15 protein-coding genes are annotated in these 16,417 nt (G+C 69.6%); 10 read left to right on the forward strand and 5 right to left on the reverse strand.

What is annotated here, in order from left to right; translation table 11 throughout:
• Positions 1-31: 31 nt before the first annotated feature.
• Positions 32-850, reverse strand: coding sequence for a phosphonate ABC transporter ATP-binding protein (gene phnC, locus BLR51_RS14145; protein ID WP_089848049.1), 819 nt, complete (start codon positions 848-850; stop codon positions 32-34).
• 270 nt (positions 851-1,120) lie between these two features.
• Between phnC and BLR51_RS14150 the strand changes: the two genes are divergently transcribed.
• From BLR51_RS14150 to BLR51_RS14165, 4 genes are all read left to right on the forward strand, one after another.
• Positions 1,121-2,521 carry a hypothetical protein gene (locus BLR51_RS14150; protein ID WP_311135839.1) on the forward strand — a complete coding sequence of 467 codons (1,401 nt, stop codon included), beginning with the start codon at positions 1,121-1,123 and terminating at the stop codon, positions 2,519-2,521.
• 66 nt (positions 2,522-2,587) lie between these two features.
• Positions 2,588-3,646, forward strand: a complete 1,059-nt coding sequence (locus tag BLR51_RS14155) for a dipeptidase (protein ID WP_089848051.1) — start codon at positions 2,588-2,590, stop codon at positions 3,644-3,646.
• Positions 3,647-3,760: 114 nt separating this feature from the next.
• A complete protein-coding gene (locus tag BLR51_RS14160) occupies positions 3,761-4,675 on the forward strand; it encodes a dihydrodipicolinate synthase family protein (RefSeq protein ID WP_089848053.1) in 915 nt (304 codons plus the stop codon).
• Between the two features lie 16 nt (positions 4,676-4,691).
• Positions 4,692-5,330, forward strand: coding sequence for a GntR family transcriptional regulator (locus BLR51_RS14165; RefSeq protein ID WP_089848055.1), 639 nt, complete (start codon positions 4,692-4,694; stop codon positions 5,328-5,330).
• A gap of 97 nt (positions 5,331-5,427) precedes the next feature.
• Here BLR51_RS14165 and BLR51_RS14170 read toward each other — a convergent pair whose 3' ends face one another.
• Both BLR51_RS14170 and BLR51_RS14175 read right to left on the reverse strand, forming a co-directional pair.
• Positions 5,428-6,456 carry an LLM class flavin-dependent oxidoreductase gene (locus BLR51_RS14170; protein WP_089848058.1) on the reverse strand — a complete coding sequence of 343 codons (1,029 nt, stop codon included), beginning with the start codon at positions 6,454-6,456 and terminating at the stop codon, positions 5,428-5,430.
• Between the two features lie 124 nt (positions 6,457-6,580).
• Positions 6,581-8,578 (reverse strand): TonB-dependent receptor domain-containing protein, encoded by a 1,998-nt coding sequence (locus BLR51_RS14175; protein WP_089848060.1) that lies wholly within the window; start codon positions 8,576-8,578, stop codon positions 6,581-6,583.
• Between the two features lie 238 nt (positions 8,579-8,816).
• Here BLR51_RS14175 and BLR51_RS14180 point away from each other — a divergent pair, with 238 nt between their 5' ends.
• The 4 genes from BLR51_RS14180 to BLR51_RS14195 are packed head-to-tail and all read left to right on the forward strand — an operon-like array spanning position 8,817 to position 12,592.
• Positions 8,817-9,869: a hemin-degrading factor gene (locus BLR51_RS14180; RefSeq protein WP_089848062.1), complete on the forward strand. Its 1,053-nt coding sequence runs from the start codon at positions 8,817-8,819 to the stop codon at positions 9,867-9,869.
• Entirely contained in the window at positions 9,866-10,735 is an 870-nt protein-coding gene (locus BLR51_RS14185) for a heme/hemin ABC transporter substrate-binding protein (protein ID WP_242656732.1), read from the forward strand. The genes BLR51_RS14180 and BLR51_RS14185 overlap by 4 nt, the downstream gene beginning before the upstream one ends.
• A gap of 3 nt (positions 10,736-10,738) precedes the next feature.
• Positions 10,739-11,803 carry a FecCD family ABC transporter permease gene (locus BLR51_RS14190; protein WP_089848064.1) on the forward strand — a complete coding sequence of 355 codons (1,065 nt, stop codon included), beginning with the start codon at positions 10,739-10,741 and terminating at the stop codon, positions 11,801-11,803.
• A 3-nt stretch (positions 11,804-11,806) separates the two neighbouring features.
• Complete coding sequence (locus BLR51_RS14195) at positions 11,807-12,592, forward strand: heme ABC transporter ATP-binding protein (protein WP_089848066.1); 786 nt, start codon at positions 11,807-11,809, stop codon at positions 12,590-12,592.
• Positions 12,593-12,687: 95 nt separating this feature from the next.
• On the opposite strand, the gene BLR51_RS14200 is transcribed toward BLR51_RS14195, so the two are convergent.
• Both BLR51_RS14200 and BLR51_RS14205 read right to left on the reverse strand, forming a co-directional pair.
• On the reverse strand, positions 12,688-14,016 hold the full coding sequence (locus BLR51_RS14200) for an ATP-binding protein (protein ID WP_089848068.1): 1,329 nt from the start codon (positions 14,014-14,016) through the stop codon (positions 12,688-12,690).
• A gap of 3 nt (positions 14,017-14,019) precedes the next feature.
• Positions 14,020-14,682: a response regulator gene (locus tag BLR51_RS14205; RefSeq protein ID WP_089848069.1), complete on the reverse strand. Its 663-nt coding sequence runs from the start codon at positions 14,680-14,682 to the stop codon at positions 14,020-14,022.
• 172 nt (positions 14,683-14,854) lie between these two features.
• On the opposite strand from BLR51_RS14205, the gene BLR51_RS14210 reads away from it, so the two are divergent.
• Entirely contained in the window at positions 14,855-15,646 is a 792-nt protein-coding gene (locus tag BLR51_RS14210; protein ID WP_089848071.1) for a L,D-transpeptidase, read from the forward strand.
• Positions 15,647-15,787: 141 nt separating this feature from the next.
• Complete coding sequence (locus BLR51_RS14215; protein WP_089848073.1) at positions 15,788-16,336, forward strand: L,D-transpeptidase; 549 nt, start codon at positions 15,788-15,790, stop codon at positions 16,334-16,336.
• The last annotated feature ends 81 nt before the right edge of the window (positions 16,337-16,417 follow it).

A 16,417-nucleotide genomic window follows, 5' to 3' on the forward strand; every position in this document is an offset into this window, starting at 1 on the left:
GATGGGCCGGTCGCTAAGGCCCTTGGTCGCGTCAGACCGTGACTTCCGCCTGCCGGATTTCCTCGGCGGCGACGGGGTCGCGGATTTCGGTGGAGGTGGCGTTTTCCGAAAATTCGGCCCCCGCGCCGTAGATGTCGCGGGCAACACCGGTGGTGAGCTGTTCGGGGGTGCCGTCGAACACGATGCGGCCGTCGCGCATGCCGATCACCCGGTCGCAGTAGCGCCGCGCGGTGTCGAGCGTGTGCAGGTTGGCGATGACCATGCGGCCATCTTCCTCGTGGATGCGGCGCAGCGCCTCCATGACGATCTGCGCGTTCATCGGATCGAGCGAGGCGATGGGTTCGTCGGCAAGGATCACCTTGGGATCCTGCATCAGGGCGCGGGCGATGGCGACGCGCTGCTGCTGGCCGCCCGACAGGGCCTCGGCGCGCTTGGCGGCATGGGCGGCGATGCCCAGACGGTCAAGGATGTCGATGGCGCGGTGGATGTCGGCGCGGGGATAGACGTTGAAGAGCGTGGCAAGGCTGGAGCGCTGCGCCAGCGTGCCATGCAGCACGTTCGACACCACGTCCATGCGCGGCACCAGATTGAACTGCTGGAAGATCATCGCGCAGTCGGACTGCCACGCGCGTTTTTCGGCGCCGCGCAGGGCCAGCACGTCGCGCCCCTCGAACAGCAGCCTGCCGGATGTGGCATCGGTCAGCCGGTTCATCATCCGCAGGAAGGTGGATTTGCCGGCGCCCGACCGTCCGATGATGCCAATCATCAGCGGTCGGTCGACGGTGAAGGTCGCCTTGTCGACAGCGGTATTGCTGCCGAAGCGCTTGGTCAGGTTCTCGACGGTGAGCATATGTCCCCCGGTACGTTCGGGGCGGTTCTGGGGCCATGTGATGAAGGCTCCGTGACGGCGAGGATGCGGTTTCATGTCAGTCCGGCGAAGGTTTTGTGACAGGCGCAGGGATCCGGACCAAAGGGGGCTCTGCCCCCGTCCGCTGGCGCGGACTCCCCCGGGATATTTGGGGCCGCTGGAAACGAGGGGGGACGCCGCAGGTCATTGCGGTTGTGCGCCGGGGCTGGTTTAAGCCCGGGGCATGCGCAACCCGCCGCGAAAGTCCCGACCTTGATCCTGATCTCTCCGACGCTCGACCGGGTGACCGGAGTTCTGCTGGTGGCGCTGACCGGCGTGGTGATCGCACAGGAATGGCATCTGCTGGGGCCCGCGCCCGCGCTGCTGGCGCCGCTGGTGCTGGTGCTGACCGCCCTGCTGACGCTGCAGGTGGCGCCGGGGCGGCGGGCCTTTGTCGCGGTGGCGGGGGTGCTGACGCTGGCGCTGGTCTGGCGCGATCCCGAGGGCTGGCGCGCGGTGGTGGCGCGGGCCGTGGCCAGTGCTGCCTTCATCGTCGCGTTCTTTTCGGCGCTGGCCTCGCTGCGCAGTGCCGCGCAGCAGGCGGCGGCGATCCGGGCGGGGGGCACGTTTCTGGCGCTGCAGCCGCCGGGGCGGCGTTATCTGGCGCTGACGCTGGGCGGGCAGGCCTTCGCGCTGCTGCTCAATTACGGGGCGATCGCCCTTCTGGGCAGCCTTGCCACCGCCGCCGCCCGCGACGAGCCCGATGCCGAGATCCGGGCCCACCGCACAAGGCGCATGCTGCTGGCGATCCAGCGCGGCTTTGTCGCCTCGCTGCCATGGTCGCCGATGTCCTTTGCCGTGGCGATCAGCACGGCGCTGATCCCCGGCACCAGCTGGGGCACGATGCTGCTGCCGGGGCTGGCCACCATGGTGCTGCTGACCGGGGTGGGCTGGGGGCTGGACACGCTCTTCAAACCGAAGCTGAGCCGCCCGCCCGCGCCGCGCATCCCCCCCGAGGGCAGCTGGGCGCTGCTGCTGCCGCTGGCGCTGCTGCTGGGACTGCTGGTGCTGAGCGTGCTGGCGCTGCAACTGGCCACCGGGTTCCGGGTCACGGGCATCGTCATGCTGGTGGTGCCGCTGATGGCGCTGGGCTGGGTGGCGCTGCAGCAGCGCGAGGGCGGCCCGTCCCTGCCCCGCCGGGTGCGCGAGTTTGTCTGCGCCGACCTGCCCTCCTTCCGGGGCGAGATCACGCTGCTGATGATGGCGGGCTATATCGGCACGGTGGGCGCGCCGCTGCTGGCGCCGCTGATCCAGAGCTCGCCCTTTCACCCCGAGGATCTGCCGACGCCGCTGGTGCTGGCCGGGCTGGTCTGGCTGGTGCCGCTCTGCGGGCAGATCGGCATGAACCCGATCCTGACCGTCAGCCTGATCGCGCCCTCCGTGCCCTCCGCCGAGATGCTGGGCGTGCCGCCGGTGGCCATCGTCACCGCCATCACCGCAGGCTGGGCGCTGGGGGGCATCAGTTCGCCCTTCACCGCCACCACGCTGCTGGTGGGCAATTTCGGCGGGGTCAGCGCGCGGCATGTGGGGCTGCGCTGGAACGGCAGCTACATGGCGGTGATGTTGGTGCTCCTGCCGCTCTGGGTGCTGCTGCTGGCGTGGCTCGCGGGGTGATCGCCGGTTGCGGGGCGTGCCGGTTCTGGCCAGTGTCGGGGCAGGCATTTTCTGAAAGGCTCCGCCATGACCCGACCCACGCCCCCGATCCTTGACGGCCATAACGATCTGATCCTGCGCCTGATGCGCGGCCATGTCAGCGCGGCGCAGGTGGCAGCGGGCGGCGCGGGTGGCCATATCGACCTGCCGCGCGCCCGTGCCGGGGGCTGGGCGGGCGGCATGTTCGCGATCTTCGTGCCCGATCCCGGCCCGCGGGCGGCGGTGCCGGTGGGCGACATGACCGCCGCCAGCTATGACGTGCCGCTGCCGCCGATGCTGCCGCAGGACATGGCGCGGCGGGCGACATGGGAGGGCGTCGCCGCCTTCGAGGCGCTGGCGGCAGCGGGCGTGCTGGTGCCCTGCACCACCGCCGCCGCGCTGGAGGCGGCGCTGGACGGCCCCGCGCTGGCCGGTGTGCTGCATCTGGAAGGCGCCGAGGCCATCGGCCCCGATCTGGCAGAGCTGGAGGCGCTGCACGCGCACGGGCTGCGCTCGCTCGGGCCGGTCTGGTCGCGGCCCACGATCTTTGGCCATGGCGTGCCGTTCCGCTTTCCCGCCAGCCCCGATACCGGACCGGGCCTGACCGAGGCGGGGCAGCGGCTGGTGCGCGCCTGCAACCAGCTGGGCATCCTGATCGACCTGTCGCATCTCAACGAGGCGGGGTTCGACGATGTGGCGCGGCTTTCGGAGGCGCCGCTGGTGGCCACCCATTCCAACGCATGGGCGGTGACCCCACACAGCCGCAACCTGACCGACCGCCAGCTGCGCCGGATCGCCGAAAGCGACGGCATGGTGGGAATCAACTTCGCCACCGGCTTCCTGCGCCCCGACGGGCGGATGGATCCCGACACGCGGCTCGACAGCCTGCTGCGCCATCTCGACCACCTGCTGAACCTGCTGGGCGAAGACCGGGTGGGCTTCGGTTCGGATTTCGACGGGGCGGTGGTGCCACATGCCATCGGCGACTGCGCGGGCCTGCCCGCCCTGCGCGCGGCGCTGCGCAGCCACGGGGTCGATGCGGCGCTGATGGAAAAGCTGTGCTACCGCAACTGGCTGCGGGTGCTGCGCCAGACATGGGGCGGCTGAGGCGCGCTGCGGCAGCCCGGGCGGCAGGACGCGCGGCAGCGGCAAGTCACCGCTTGCAAATTCACCGTCAACACGCCAACATGTCAGTCGTTCATCTAAAGTCCGGAGACTGAAATGCCGATCCCGTCCCCCGCCGCGCCCGACCTGTCCGCAGCCCCGCGCGCCCATCTTTTCGGGGTATCCGCCGCCATGGTCACCCCCTTCACCGCCGAGGGTGCGGTGGATCTGGCCCGTCTTGCCCCTCATGCCGCGCGGGTCATGGCCGAAGGCGCGGATGGCATCACGCTCTATGGCACAACCGGTGAGGGCGCCTCGCTGGGTCAGGCCGACCGCAAGGCGATGCTGGACTGCGTGCTGGATGCCGGTGTCGCCGCCGACCGTCTGACCGCCGCCATCGTCGCCTGCGATCTGGAGACCGCAGAGGCGCAGGCCCGTGCCGCGCAGGCGCGGGGCGTGACGCGCCTGCTGCTGACCCCGCCCTTCTATTTCAAGGGCATCGCCGAGGATGCGCTCTTCGACTGGGTGCAGGCCTTCGTGCGCCGCCTGCGCGATACCGAGCTGCAGATCATCCTCTATCACATCCCGCAGGTCACCGGCGTGCATTTCGACGCGCCGCTGATCCGCCGGATCAAGGATGCCTGCGGTGCTGCGATCTTCGGCGTCAAGGACAGCGCGGGCAGCTGGGAGCATACCGCACCGCTGCTGCCCATGGACGATCTGGCGATCCTGATCGGCGACGAACGCCTGCTGGCACGCGCGGCCCCGCTGGGCGGCGCGGGCGCGATCAGCGGCATGGGCAACCTGATGCCGCAGGTGATCGGCGCGCTGATCCGCGAAGGCCAGACCAACCCCGCGCTCAACGCTCTGGTGGACGAGATCGTGACCGTGCCGGTCACGCCGCTGGTCAAGGGGCTGGTGGGTGCCGTGGCCGGGGATGACGGCTGGCGGCACACCCGCGCGCCGCTGCAGCCCGCAAGCGCTTCGGTCATTGCGGCGCTGGCCCCGAAAGTGCAGGCTCTGCGCGGCTGACCCAAAGGAGACCCGGATGACGCTGCGCGATCAGGCCTATGAGACCTTCACCGAACAGCTGCTGTCGCGGCAGATCTCGCTGGGGCAGTTCGTCTCCCAGCGGGAACTGGTGAAGCTGACGGGCATGCCGCTTGGCGCCATCCGCGAAATGATCCCGCGGCTGGAGGCGGACGGGCTGATCCGCACCGTCCCCAACCGCGGGCTGCAGATCCTGCAGGTCGACATGGGCCTGATCCGCAACGCCTTCCAGCTGCGCCTGCTGCTGGAGCGCGAGGCGGTGCGCAACTTCGTCACCGCAGCCCCGGAGGCGGAACTGGCCGAGCTGCGCGAGCGCCATCTGGTCATCCGTGCCACCGCCCGGCAGGGCGTGACCCCGGACCTGCTGGCCGAGGCGCAGGCGATGGACTGGAACATGCATGACCGCATGATCGACGCGCTGGACAATGACCTGATCTCCGGCATCTACCGCATCAACTCGATCAAGATCCGGCTGATCCGCAACGAGGACACCCGGATGCTGCCGGAACTGGTGGTCTCGGTCATGGACGAACATCTGGCCCTGATCGAGGCGCTGGCCGCGCGCGATCCCGCCGCCGCCGATGCTGCGCTGGTGGCGCATCTGACCAGTGCCAAGCAGCGCGCCGTCCGCCTCTGACGCAAGGCGATCGCCGCCGCTTCATCTTGCCCCTGAACTCCGGGGGTGAATTGGCCGCAGGCCAAGAGGGGGCAGCGCCCCCTCCCGCCCGTGCCGCTCAGCCCGCCTTGCGCAGTTCGGGCGCCACCTTCGTGCCCAGAAGCTCGATGGCCTTCAGCATCTCGGCATGCTCGATCTGGCCGATGGCCATCTGGATCGTCACCCGGTCAAAGCCCAGATCCTCGCGCAGGCTCAGGATCTTGTCCACCAGCTGCGCCGGCGAGCCCACGAACATCGCGCCTTCGGGCCCGGTGCCCGCGTCGAACTGCGCGCGGCTCTGCGGACCCCAGCCGCGTTCGCGCCCGATCTGGTCCATCACCTCTTTCTGCGCCGGAAAGAACAGATCGGCGGCGCGTCGGCTGTCCTCGGCCACAAAGCCGTGCACGTTCATCGACACCCGCGCCTGCGCGGCATGGCCGGTCTCGGCGGCAGCGCGGCGGTAAAGATCGGCCAGCGGGGCAAAGCGGCGCGGCTCGCCGCCGATGATGGCCAGCGCCAGCGGCAGGCCCAGCCCCCCCGCGCGCACCATGCTCTGCGGCGTGCCCCCGGCGGCGATCCAGACCGGCAGCCGCCCGTTGACCGGGCGCGGCCAGACGCCTGCGCGGTCCACTTTCGGCGTGAACTGCGTGCCGGGCCAGCGCAGCAGCTCGTGATCGTTGATCGCCAGCAGCATCGCCAGCTTTTCCTCGAAGAGCTCGTTGTAATCGTTGAGGTCATAGCCAAACAGCGGGAAGCTTTCGATGAAGCTGCCGCGCCCCACCATCAGCTCGGCCCGACCGCCCGACAGCCCGTCCAGCGTGGCAAACTGCTGGAACACCCGGATCGGATCCTCCGAGCTCAGCACCGTGACCGCCGAGCTGAGCCTGATGGATTTTGTGCTGCGCGCCGCCGCCGCCAGCACCGTGGCGGGCGAAGAAATGGCGTAATTCGGCCGGTGATGCTCGCCCAGCCCGAACACGTCCAGCCCGACCTGATCGGCTAGTTCGATTTCCTCGATCAGCCGGCTGAGGCGGGTCGGTGCATCCACCATCTCGCCGGTCACCGGATTCCGGCCCACATCGCCGAAGGTGTAAAGCCCAAGTTCCATGGCCGTCTCCTTGTCCGTGCGCCGCCCCCGCAATCAGGGCGCGGCATTTGACGCCAACCTAACCCCGGCACCGGCAGGAACCAGCCCCCGCGCCTGCACAGTCGCTGTGCGCGGGGGCCAAGGGTCAGAAAGTGCGCGCCAGCGTCAGCTTGAAGGTGCGCCCGGCGGCGTTGTTTTCCGACAGATGCTGGCGATACTCGCGGTCAAAGGCGTTCTCGAGACCAAAGCGGATCTCGCTGCCCGCCAGCGCGCCCGCCTGCGGGGACCATGTGGCGCGCAGGTTGTGCACGGCATAACCGGGCGTCGGCGTGGTCCAGTCGTCCATATCCGCCGCCGCGACCATCTCCCAGCTGGTGTCCAGCTCCTCGCCCCAGCGTTTGCCCAGCGTCAGGCGCAGCGTGTCGGCGGGGATGCCCTGAAAATCATCACCCGAGGATCTGCCGCTGGCATAGCCCTGCCCGCGCATCGCATTGGCCGCCAGATCGACATACAGCCCGCCCGCAAGGCTGTAGGCCGCTTCCAGTTCCAGCCCCTGCAGATGCACCCGGTCGAGCCCGGAATAGGAGGTCACGTCCCAGACCCGCGTGTCATAGGCATTGAGCTTGACCGCAAGACTGTCCCCCGCCGCAACAAGGCTGGTGCGGTCATAGGAAAAGCCCAGCTCGTAGGTTTCGGCTTTTTCCGACTGCTCCATATAGGCCACGGTGCCAAGATCGTCGAGAATCGGCAGATTCTCGGTATAGCTGCCGCTGCCGAACACCGCCCAGCCAGTACCGAGGGCATAGCGCAGCGTCACCCCGCCCATCACCGCATCACTGTCGAAACTGTCATAGCCATCGCCGCCGATGCGCTGCTGTTCGTAGCGCAGCGCGGGGGTCACGGTCCAGCTTTTGCCAAAGCGGATGTCATCCACCGCAAACAGCGCCCACCGCCAGTCCGTGCCGCCGCTGGCAGAGGCGTCGGGATTGTCGGCGCGGATCTTGCGGATGCGCTCCAGCCCCACGCGCAGATCATGCGACGCGCCCCCAGTGTCGAACAGCGCCTGATTTTTCAGCGTGAATTTGGTGGTGCGGTAGCGGTTGTCGGCATCCCCCAGCGCCCGCACCGTCGGCTCGAACGGCGTGCCCTCATAGGGGGATGATCCCTCGACATAGCTGCTGTCGATGTCCTGATCGGCATGGGACAGCTGCGCCGTCAGGTTGATCAGGTCGGTCCCCGGCGCATCGAAGCCATAGGTCAGCACCGCCGTGCGGCTGCGCACCCGCCGGTCGACATTGCCGAAGCTGTCGGTGGCCACGGCGCGGCTGTTATAGGGCACGTCCAGTTCCTCGCTTTCGGTATCGGCCAGCGACAGGCTCAGATACTGGTTGCGGGCCGCGCCAAAGGTGTATTTCCCCTTCAGCGCCCATGACGGCAGCGTGGATCCGTCGCTGGTGATGTCATCGCCTGCCCCGTCCACCGGCACGCCATAGCTGCGCCATGTGTAATTGCCCAGAAGCTCGAACTCCCGCGTCGGCTGCCATGCAAGGATGGTGGAACTGACCCCCTCATCGCCGTTGGAGCTGTATTGCAGGGTCTGACGCAGCTTCACCCCCGGCGCCCCGCCGGTAAAATCCGATGCGTCCTTGGTCTCGAGCTTTACCAGACCGCCGATCATGCCCGATCCGTATTCGAACGTGCCCGCGCTGCCGCGCACCACGGTGACTTGCTTGTAAAGCTCGGGGTCGGTGTAAAGCTGGGTGCCGATGCGATAAAGCTCCTCGGCCCCGACGCTGGCGCCATCGACGATGATCCCGACCTTCTGGTCGGATCCATAGGCGCTGTTGGCTCCAAAGCCGCGGATGTTGATGCCCGATCCGGAGGGGCTGGAGCCGTTGATGAGACTGACACCGGGCACGGAATCGATCAGATCCGCGATGGTGGAGGCCTGCCGGTCCTCGATTTCCTCCTGATCCACCACGGTCTGCGCGGTGGCGGTGCCGGTCTGCACCTCGCGTTTGGACCGGGGCAGCAGCACGGTGCCCAGATCCAGCGCATCCTGCCCGAACACGGGCTGCGCAGGCAGGACAAGGGAAAGCGCCGCGCCGCAAAGCAGCCCGGCACGCAGGGAAAAGGTGGTCATAGGTGGTCCCTTCGCTGAGACGAGAGAAGGTTGCTCGCTGGGACGCTGGCGGCCTGCCATTGGGGTTAAGGAGGCTGTGGCCCCCGCCGCCGCAATCCGGCAGCAGGAGACGCTTGCATCGCTTAGGATAACTGAGTATTTAAGTCAACTATACGTTGGCACGTATCACGCTCCAGCCAGTCCCCGCTCCCTCGGGTCAGCCAGATGCCTCCGCTTCATGCAGGGACAGGAGACACACATGGCCCCCGCCACCGCCCTTACGGCAGACCAGATTCGCGCCGCCCGCCGCGACGCCCCCACCCCGCGCGCCCGTGATTTCGCCGAAAGTCTGGGACTGGCCGAAGCCCAGCTTCTGGCCGCGCATCAGGGCCATGGCGCCACCCGCATCACCGCCCACCCCGACCGGCTCATGCCCGCCGTGGAAGGTCTGGGCGAGGTGATGGCGCTGACCCGCATGGCAGGCTGCGTGCATGAAAAGATCGGGCGTTACGGCAATTACCAGTCGGGCGATCATGCCTGCATGGTGCTGAACGGCGTGATCGACCTGCGCCTCTTTCCGCGCCACTGGGTGCATGGCTTCGCCGTCGAAGAGATGACCGACACAGGCCCGCGCCGGTCGCTGCAGGTGTTCGATGCCGCAGGTGATGCGGTGCACAAAATCCACCTGCGCGACCGCTCCGACCATGCGGCATGGGCCGGGCTGGTGGCAGAGCTTGCCCTGTCCGATGCACCAGACACGCTGGTTCCCGATGCCCGCGCCGCCCCCGAAGCGGCAAAGCTGCGCACCGACCGGGCCGAGGATCTGCGCACCGGCTGGGACCGGCTGACCGACACCCACCAGTTCCTGATGATGGTGGCGCGGCTGAAGATGAACCGCCTTGGCGCCTATCGCCTTGCTGGCGCCCCCTATGCGCGCGCGCTGGCCCCTTCGGCCATGGCCGCGCTGCTGGACCGGCTGGCGCAGGGCGCCCTGCCCGTCATGATCTTTGTCGGCAATCCCGGCTGCATCCAGATCCATTCCGGCCCGATCCGGCGCATCGAAGGGATGGGACCATGGCTCAACGTGCTGGATCCGGGGTTCAACCTGCATCTGCGCGGCGATCACGTGGCCGAACTGTGGGAGGTGCACAAACCCACCCGACGCGGCCCCGTCACCTCGGTCGAGGCGTTCAATGCGCAGGGCCGCATCCTGTGCCAGATCTTCGGCACCCACAAACCGCAGGACCGCATGGCGGAATTTGCCGATCTGGTCGCAGGCCTGCCCGCCCGCGCCGCCGAGGTGCCCGCATGATCCCCCGCGTCACGCCGCTGATGTGGCTGCAGATGCTGCTCTGCGGCGCGCTGCTGGGGCTGTTCGCCGCCGCCCTGCGCGCCGAACCGGCAGAGCGCATCGTGAGCCTTGGCGGCTCGGTCACCGAAATCGTCTATGCCTTGGGGGAAGAGTCGCGGCTGATCGCGCGCGACACCACCTCCACCTACCCCGAAGCGGCGCGCGCCCTGCCCGATGTCGGCTATCTCCGCGCGCTCTCGCCCGAGGGGGTGCTGTCGGTCAACCCGTCGCTGATCCTGACCGAAGAGGGCGCAGGCCCGCCCGAGGCCATGGCGCTGCTGCGCGAGGCCGCCATTCCCGTCATCGAGGTGCCGGACGGGTTTGACGGCGCGGCGGTGCTGGCGAAAATCCGCGCCGTGGCCGACACGCTGGGCGTGCCCGAAAAGGGCGCGGCGCTGGCCGCCGATGTGTCGGCCCAGCTGGCCGAGGCGCAGGCGGGGCTTGGCAAGGCGCCGCCCCGGCGGGTGCTGTTCATCCTGTCGATGCAGGGCGGGCGCATCATGGCCGCAGGGCAGGACACCGCCGCCGAAGGCATCCTGCATCTGGCCGGGGCACAGAACGCCCTGACCGGCTTCAGCGGCTACAAGCCCGTGACCGACGAGGCGATCCTTGCCGCCGATCCGCAGGTCATCCTGATGATGGACCGCAGCGGCGATCTGGCCATCACCGATGCCATGCTGCGCGCCTCGCCCGCGCTTTCCAGCACCACCGCCGGGCAGACCGGCGCCTTTGTCCGGATGGAGGGCATGGCCCTGCTGGGCTTCGGCCCGCGCCTGCCGCAGACGGTGCGCGCGCTTGCCGCAGCCCTTGCCCGGACGGCGGGCTGAGCCATGGCGGTGCTGGAGGCCGATCCGCCCGCCACGGGCGACCGGCGGCGGCTCGCCCGCCGCGCCACCCTCGCGCTGCTGGTGCTGCTGCTGCTCACCGCTGCGGCCAGCCTGACCGTGGGCGCGGCGGAGGTGTCGCTGAGCCATGCACTGGCCGATCTGCTGGCCGGGCGCGATCTGGATCTGCGCGCCCGCGTCGTGCTCTGGGACATCCGGCTGCCGCGGCTGCTGACGGGCATTCTGGTTGGCGCCGCGCTGGCGGTGTCTGGCGCGGTGCTGCAGGGGCTCTTCCGCAACCCGCTGGCCGATCCGGGGCTGGTGGGCGTCAGCGCGGGCGCGGGGCTGGGCGCCATCACCGCCATCGTGCTGGGCGGGCTGCTGCCGCCCGCGCTTGCCGCCACCGCGGGCCCGTGGCTGGTGCCGGTTGCGGCCTTTGGCGGCGGCTGGGGGGCGGTGCTGCTGCTTTACGCCATGGCGACGCGCGGCGGGCACACCTCGGTCGCAACGCTGCTTCTGGGCGGGATCGCGCTTGGCGCGCTGGCCGGGGCGGTGTCGGGCGTGCTGGTCTACATGGCCGATGACGACCAGTTGCGCGACCTGACCTTCTGGGGCATGGGCTCGCTGGCCGGGGCAAGCTGGACCAAGCTTCTGGCCACCGCGCCGCTGATGGCGCTGGCGCTGCTGGCCGCCCCGTCGCTGGCGCGCGGGCTCAACGCGCTGGCGCTTGGCGAGGCCGCCGCCGCCCATATGGGCCTGCCGGTGGAACGGCTGAAGCGCCACGCCATCCTCACCGTCGCCTGCGCCGTGGGGGCGGCGGTGGCGGTGTCGGGCGGGATCGGCTTTGTCGGGCTCGTGGTGCCGCATCTGCTGCGCCTTGCCACCGGGCCGGACCATCGCGGCCTGCTGGTCAATGCCGCCCTGCTGGGCGCCACGCTGCTGCTGCTGGCCGACGGGATCAGCCGCATCCTGATCGCCCCCGCCGAACTGCCCATCGGCATCGTCACGGCGGTGATGGGGGCGCCGGTGTTTCTGGCGATCCTGCTGCGCCGCCGCCTGCCGGAGGTCTAGACCATGCTGCAGATCCGCGACCTGCAGGTGAACCTTGGCCGCCGCGCCGTGCTGCGCGGCATCACCCTCACCGCCCGGCCCGGCAGGCTGACCGCCATCTGCGGCCCCAACGGCTCGGGCAAGACCACGCTGCTGCGCGCCGCCTGTGGCGATCTGGCCTATCGCGGCCAGATCCGCCTGCAGGGCGCCGAGGTGGCCACCACCCCCGGCCCGCAGCGGGCGGCCTGCCGCGCGGTTCTGGCGCAGAACACGGCGCTGGCCTTTCCCTTCACCGTGGCCGAGGTGGTGCGGCTGGGGCAAAGCTTCGGCCCCGCTGCGGGCGGGCCGGATCTGACCGCGCGGGCGCTGGCGCGGGTCGGGCTGCAGGGCTACGGGCCCCGGCTTTATCCGGAGCTTTCGGGCGGCGAACAGCAGCGCGTGCAGCTGGCCCGCGTGCTGACACAGGTCTGGGATCCCGTCGCCCATGGCGTCCCGCGCTGGCTGTTTCTGGACGAACCCGTCTCCAGCCTCGACATCGCGCATCAGCTGCAGATCATGCAGATCGCGCGCGATTATGCCGATGCGGGCGGCGGCGTGGTGGCGGTGATGCACGATCTCAACCTGACCGCGATGTTCGCCGACAAGATCGCGCTTCTGGCGCAGGGACAGCTTCTGGCCATGGGCCCGCCCGCAAGCGTGCTGCGCGACGACCTGCTTGGCCGCGCCTATGGCTGCAACCTGCGGGTGTCGACCCCGCCCGCACAGGGCCCCTACCTGCTGCCGCAATCCGCGCGCACCCCAGCCCGCTGACCCGCCCTTCTTCTTGGCAAAAATATCCCGGGGGAGTCCGCCACAGGCGGACGGGGGCAGAGCCCCCTCTTCCAACTCCCCCCTCCAGACCCCGCTCAGCCCGGCAGATGCAGCTCCGCCCGCTGGCCATGGCCCGGCAGCGCGGCGGGCAGCACCAGCGCGCCGCCCAGCCGTTCCATGGCGACATCGGCAATGGCAAGGCCAAGCCCGCTGCCCTGCCCCGCAGCGCCGGGGCCGCGCAGGAACCGTTCGGTGGCGCGCGCGCGCAGCGGCGCAGGCATGCCCGGCCCCTCGTCCTGCACCAGCAGCACGGCGCCCCGCTGCCAGACCCGCACCACACCGCCCCCGGGCGAGGCGAGCACGGCGTTCTCCACCAGATTGCGCAGCGCCGCCTGCAGCAGGAACGGGCTCGACCGCAGCGCCAGCGGCGCATGATCCAGCCGCATGTCGAAGGTCACGCCGCGCGCCTCGGCCAAGGGGGCCAGCCCCGCGCAGATCTCCTCGCCCAGACGGTGCGGCACCACCTCGCCCGGGGTGGGTGCGGCGCGGTCCACCGCCGCCAGTTCCAGCATCTGCCGCACCAGACGGTCGGTGCGGTCCACCGAGGTCTCGATGGCGCGCAGCGCCCGGTCGCGCACCGCCCCGTCCTGCGCCATGCGGGCGATCTGCGCCTGCATCCGCAGTCCGGCCAGCGGCGTCTTCAGCTCATGCGCGGCAAAGGCGGTGAAATCGCGCTCCGCCTCGCGCGCCTTGGCCAGCCGGGCAAAAAGCCCGTCCAGCGCGCGCTGCACGGGGCGGATCTCGGCGGGCACCTCGCCCTGCGGCAGCGGCCCGGTTTCTGACGGATCGCGGGCGCGCAGGCTTCCCGCCAGCCGGTCCAGCGGCGCCAGCCCCTGCCCGACGCTGACCCAGATCAGCCCGGCCAGCAGCGGCAGCACCACCGCCAGCGGCACCAGCAGCCCGTCGCGCACATCCGCCACCAGCCCCTCGCGCACGGTCAGGCTGTCGCCCACCATGACCCGCACGCCAAGCGCCTCGTTCTGCACGGTAAAGACGCGCCAGCGCTCGCCGCCGACGGACGATTCGGAATAGCCCGGCTCCGCCGCCCCGGTCAGTTCGCTGTCGGGGGCCCCTTCGGACCGGCCCACCAGCGTGCCCTGCAGCGACCAGATCTGGCAGGAGAGCTGGTGCTGGTAATCGGGATGCGGCTGCAGCGGCACCGCCACCGGCGCGCCGCCCTCGGCCATGGCGATGCGCCGGTCCGACAGCAGCGAGGACACCATGCGCGCCGCCTCGGCCAGCCGGGCATCCAGCACCCGCTGCACCTCGGCGCGGGTGGAGCGTTCGATCCAGACCACGGCGGAGGTCCAGACGAGGCCCGTCGCCAGCACGAGGATCAGGAACAGGCGCAGCCGCAGCGACATGGGCTATCCTTCCGCCGCGACGCGGTAGCCAAGGCCCCGCACCGTTTCGATGAAGGCGCGGCCCAGCTTGGCGCGCAGATGATGCACATGCACCTCGACCGCGTTGCTTTCCACCTCTTCCTGCCAGCCATAAAGCCGCTCTTCCAGCGCGGATTTGGACAGGATCTGCCCCGGACGCTCCATCAGCGCGTGCAGCACGGCAAATTCGCGGCGGCTGAAGGCCAGATCGCGGCCATCAAGCCTGCCGGTCATGCGCGCCGGATCCAGATCAAGCCCGTTCCAGCGCAGCAGGGCTGTGGGTCGGCCCTCGGCGCGGCGCAGGATGGCGCGCAGCCGGGCCGCCAGTTCCTCCAGATCGAAGGGCTTGCCCAGATAGTCATCCGCCCCGCCATCCAGCCCCTGCACCCGGTCGCGCAGCTGGTCGCGCGCGGTCAGCACCAGAACCGGCAGCGCCGATCCCGCCCGGCGGAGTTCCGCCAACAGATCCAGCCCCGACCCGTCGGGCAGCATCACGTCCAGCACCATGCCCTCGAAGGCGCAATCGGCCAATGCCGCACGGGCATCGGCCAGCGTGCCCACCGGATCGGCGGTAAATCCCTGCAGGCCAAGCCCGACGCTCAGTCCCTCGGAAAGCACAGGGTCGTCCTCGACTATCAGGATTCGCATTGTTCCTCCTTGAACCTCGCCGGTGAAAGGTGAACCTTAAGGCTCTCTTAAGCCAGCTACACCAGCGGGTATCCATGACATCCTGCCCCGTCCCAGTTTTCCCCGCAGCCCTGCGGCTGCCCAGACGACGCGACGCGCGGCGCCCTGTCCCCTCAACTCACGGAACTTCCGCATGACTTTTGCCTATCGCCTTCGCCGCCCCGTGCGGGCCGCGCTGTCCCTCGCCGCCCTCTGCGCGCTGCAGGCCTGCGCCACGCTGGAGGCGGCGCTGCCCCCCGACACGCCCGGCGCCATCTCCGAAGAGACGCGCATGATGTATGCGTCGGTCGAAGATAACGGCATCACCGTTCCCGCCATCGAAGACAAATACCTGACCGAAGACCGCAAGCGGCAGGTGGTGGATTACTGGACCGACGAAAAGCCGGGCACCATCATCGTCGATCCCGGCGCGCGCTGGCTCTATCACGTGATGGAGGACAACAAGGCCATGCGTTATGCCGTGGCCGTGGGCGCCGAGGGGCTGGGCTTTTCCGGCACGGCCACGGTGCAGATCAAGCGCGACTGGCCCTACTGGACGCCGACGCAGAACATGATCCGCCGCGATCCCGAAACCTATGGCCCGGTGCGCAACGGCCTGCCGGGCGGGCTGGAAAACCCGCTGGGGGCGCGGGCGCTCTATCTGTTCCGGGGCGGGCGCGACACGCTTTACCGCATCCACGGCACGCCGTCGCCCTGGACCGTGGGCCATGCCACGTCTTCGGGCTGCATCCGCATGTTCAATCAGGATTCCATCTATCTGGCCGAACAGGTGGCCAAGGGCACCAAGGTGATCGTGCGTCCCGCCGCCGATGCGGGCACGGGCACCGTGCCGCCGGGCACGCCGCTGCCCGAACAGCCCGCGCCGCAGCCCATGGCCGAGGCGCCCACCGGCACCGCCCCGCTGCCCGAAGAGGACGCGGCGTAACCCCTTGCCCGGGGCGGCTTCTCTTGCCGCCCGGGGCGGCTTCCTTCGCCGCCCGGGGTGGTCCAAAGGGTTAAGGTTGCGTTAAGCCACGCCTGATCTGGGGAGGATCCAAGGGGATCCGTCCCCGGGAAAGGAGAGCAGATGACCAACCGTTTGACCCGCCGTGCCGCTCTGGGCGGCCTTGCCGGAACCATGGCGCTGGCGGCGCCGGGGCTTGCCCTTGCGCAGTCCCGCCGCAACACCTCCAGCTTCAGCATGCAGGACTGGCGCGATCATTTCGACGATCTCGGCAAGGCCACGCTGGTGGCCGACACCGCCTCGCGCGCGCTGCATTTCTGGTCCGCAGATGGCAGCGATTACCGGATTTACCCCACCTCGGTGCCGATTTCCGAAGAGCTGACCAAGCGCGGCTATACCAGCATCGTGCGCAAGAAGGTTGGCCCGTCCTGGACCCCCACCGCCTCGCAGATGGAACGCTATCCCGACTGGAAGCCGATCCCGCCGGGGCCGGAAAATCCGCTGGGCACCCATGCCATGTATCTGAGCTGGCCCGCCTATATCATCCACGGCACCCATGACACGCGCAAGATCGGGCGGCCTTCGTCGGATGGCTGCATCGGTCTTTATAACGAGAAGATCGAAGAGCTTTATGCGCTCTGCCCGATCGGCACGCAGGTCCGGGTGATCTGAGCCGCCCGCGCGCCGGGACAGTGACCCCGGCGCGCCCCCCACTCAGGAACGGGCTTGCACCCTGCCATGGCTGCGGGCGAT

This window comes from Salipiger marinus, assembly GCF_900100085.1.
GTDB classification, from domain to species: Bacteria; Pseudomonadota; Alphaproteobacteria; order Rhodobacterales; family Rhodobacteraceae; genus Salipiger; species Salipiger marinus.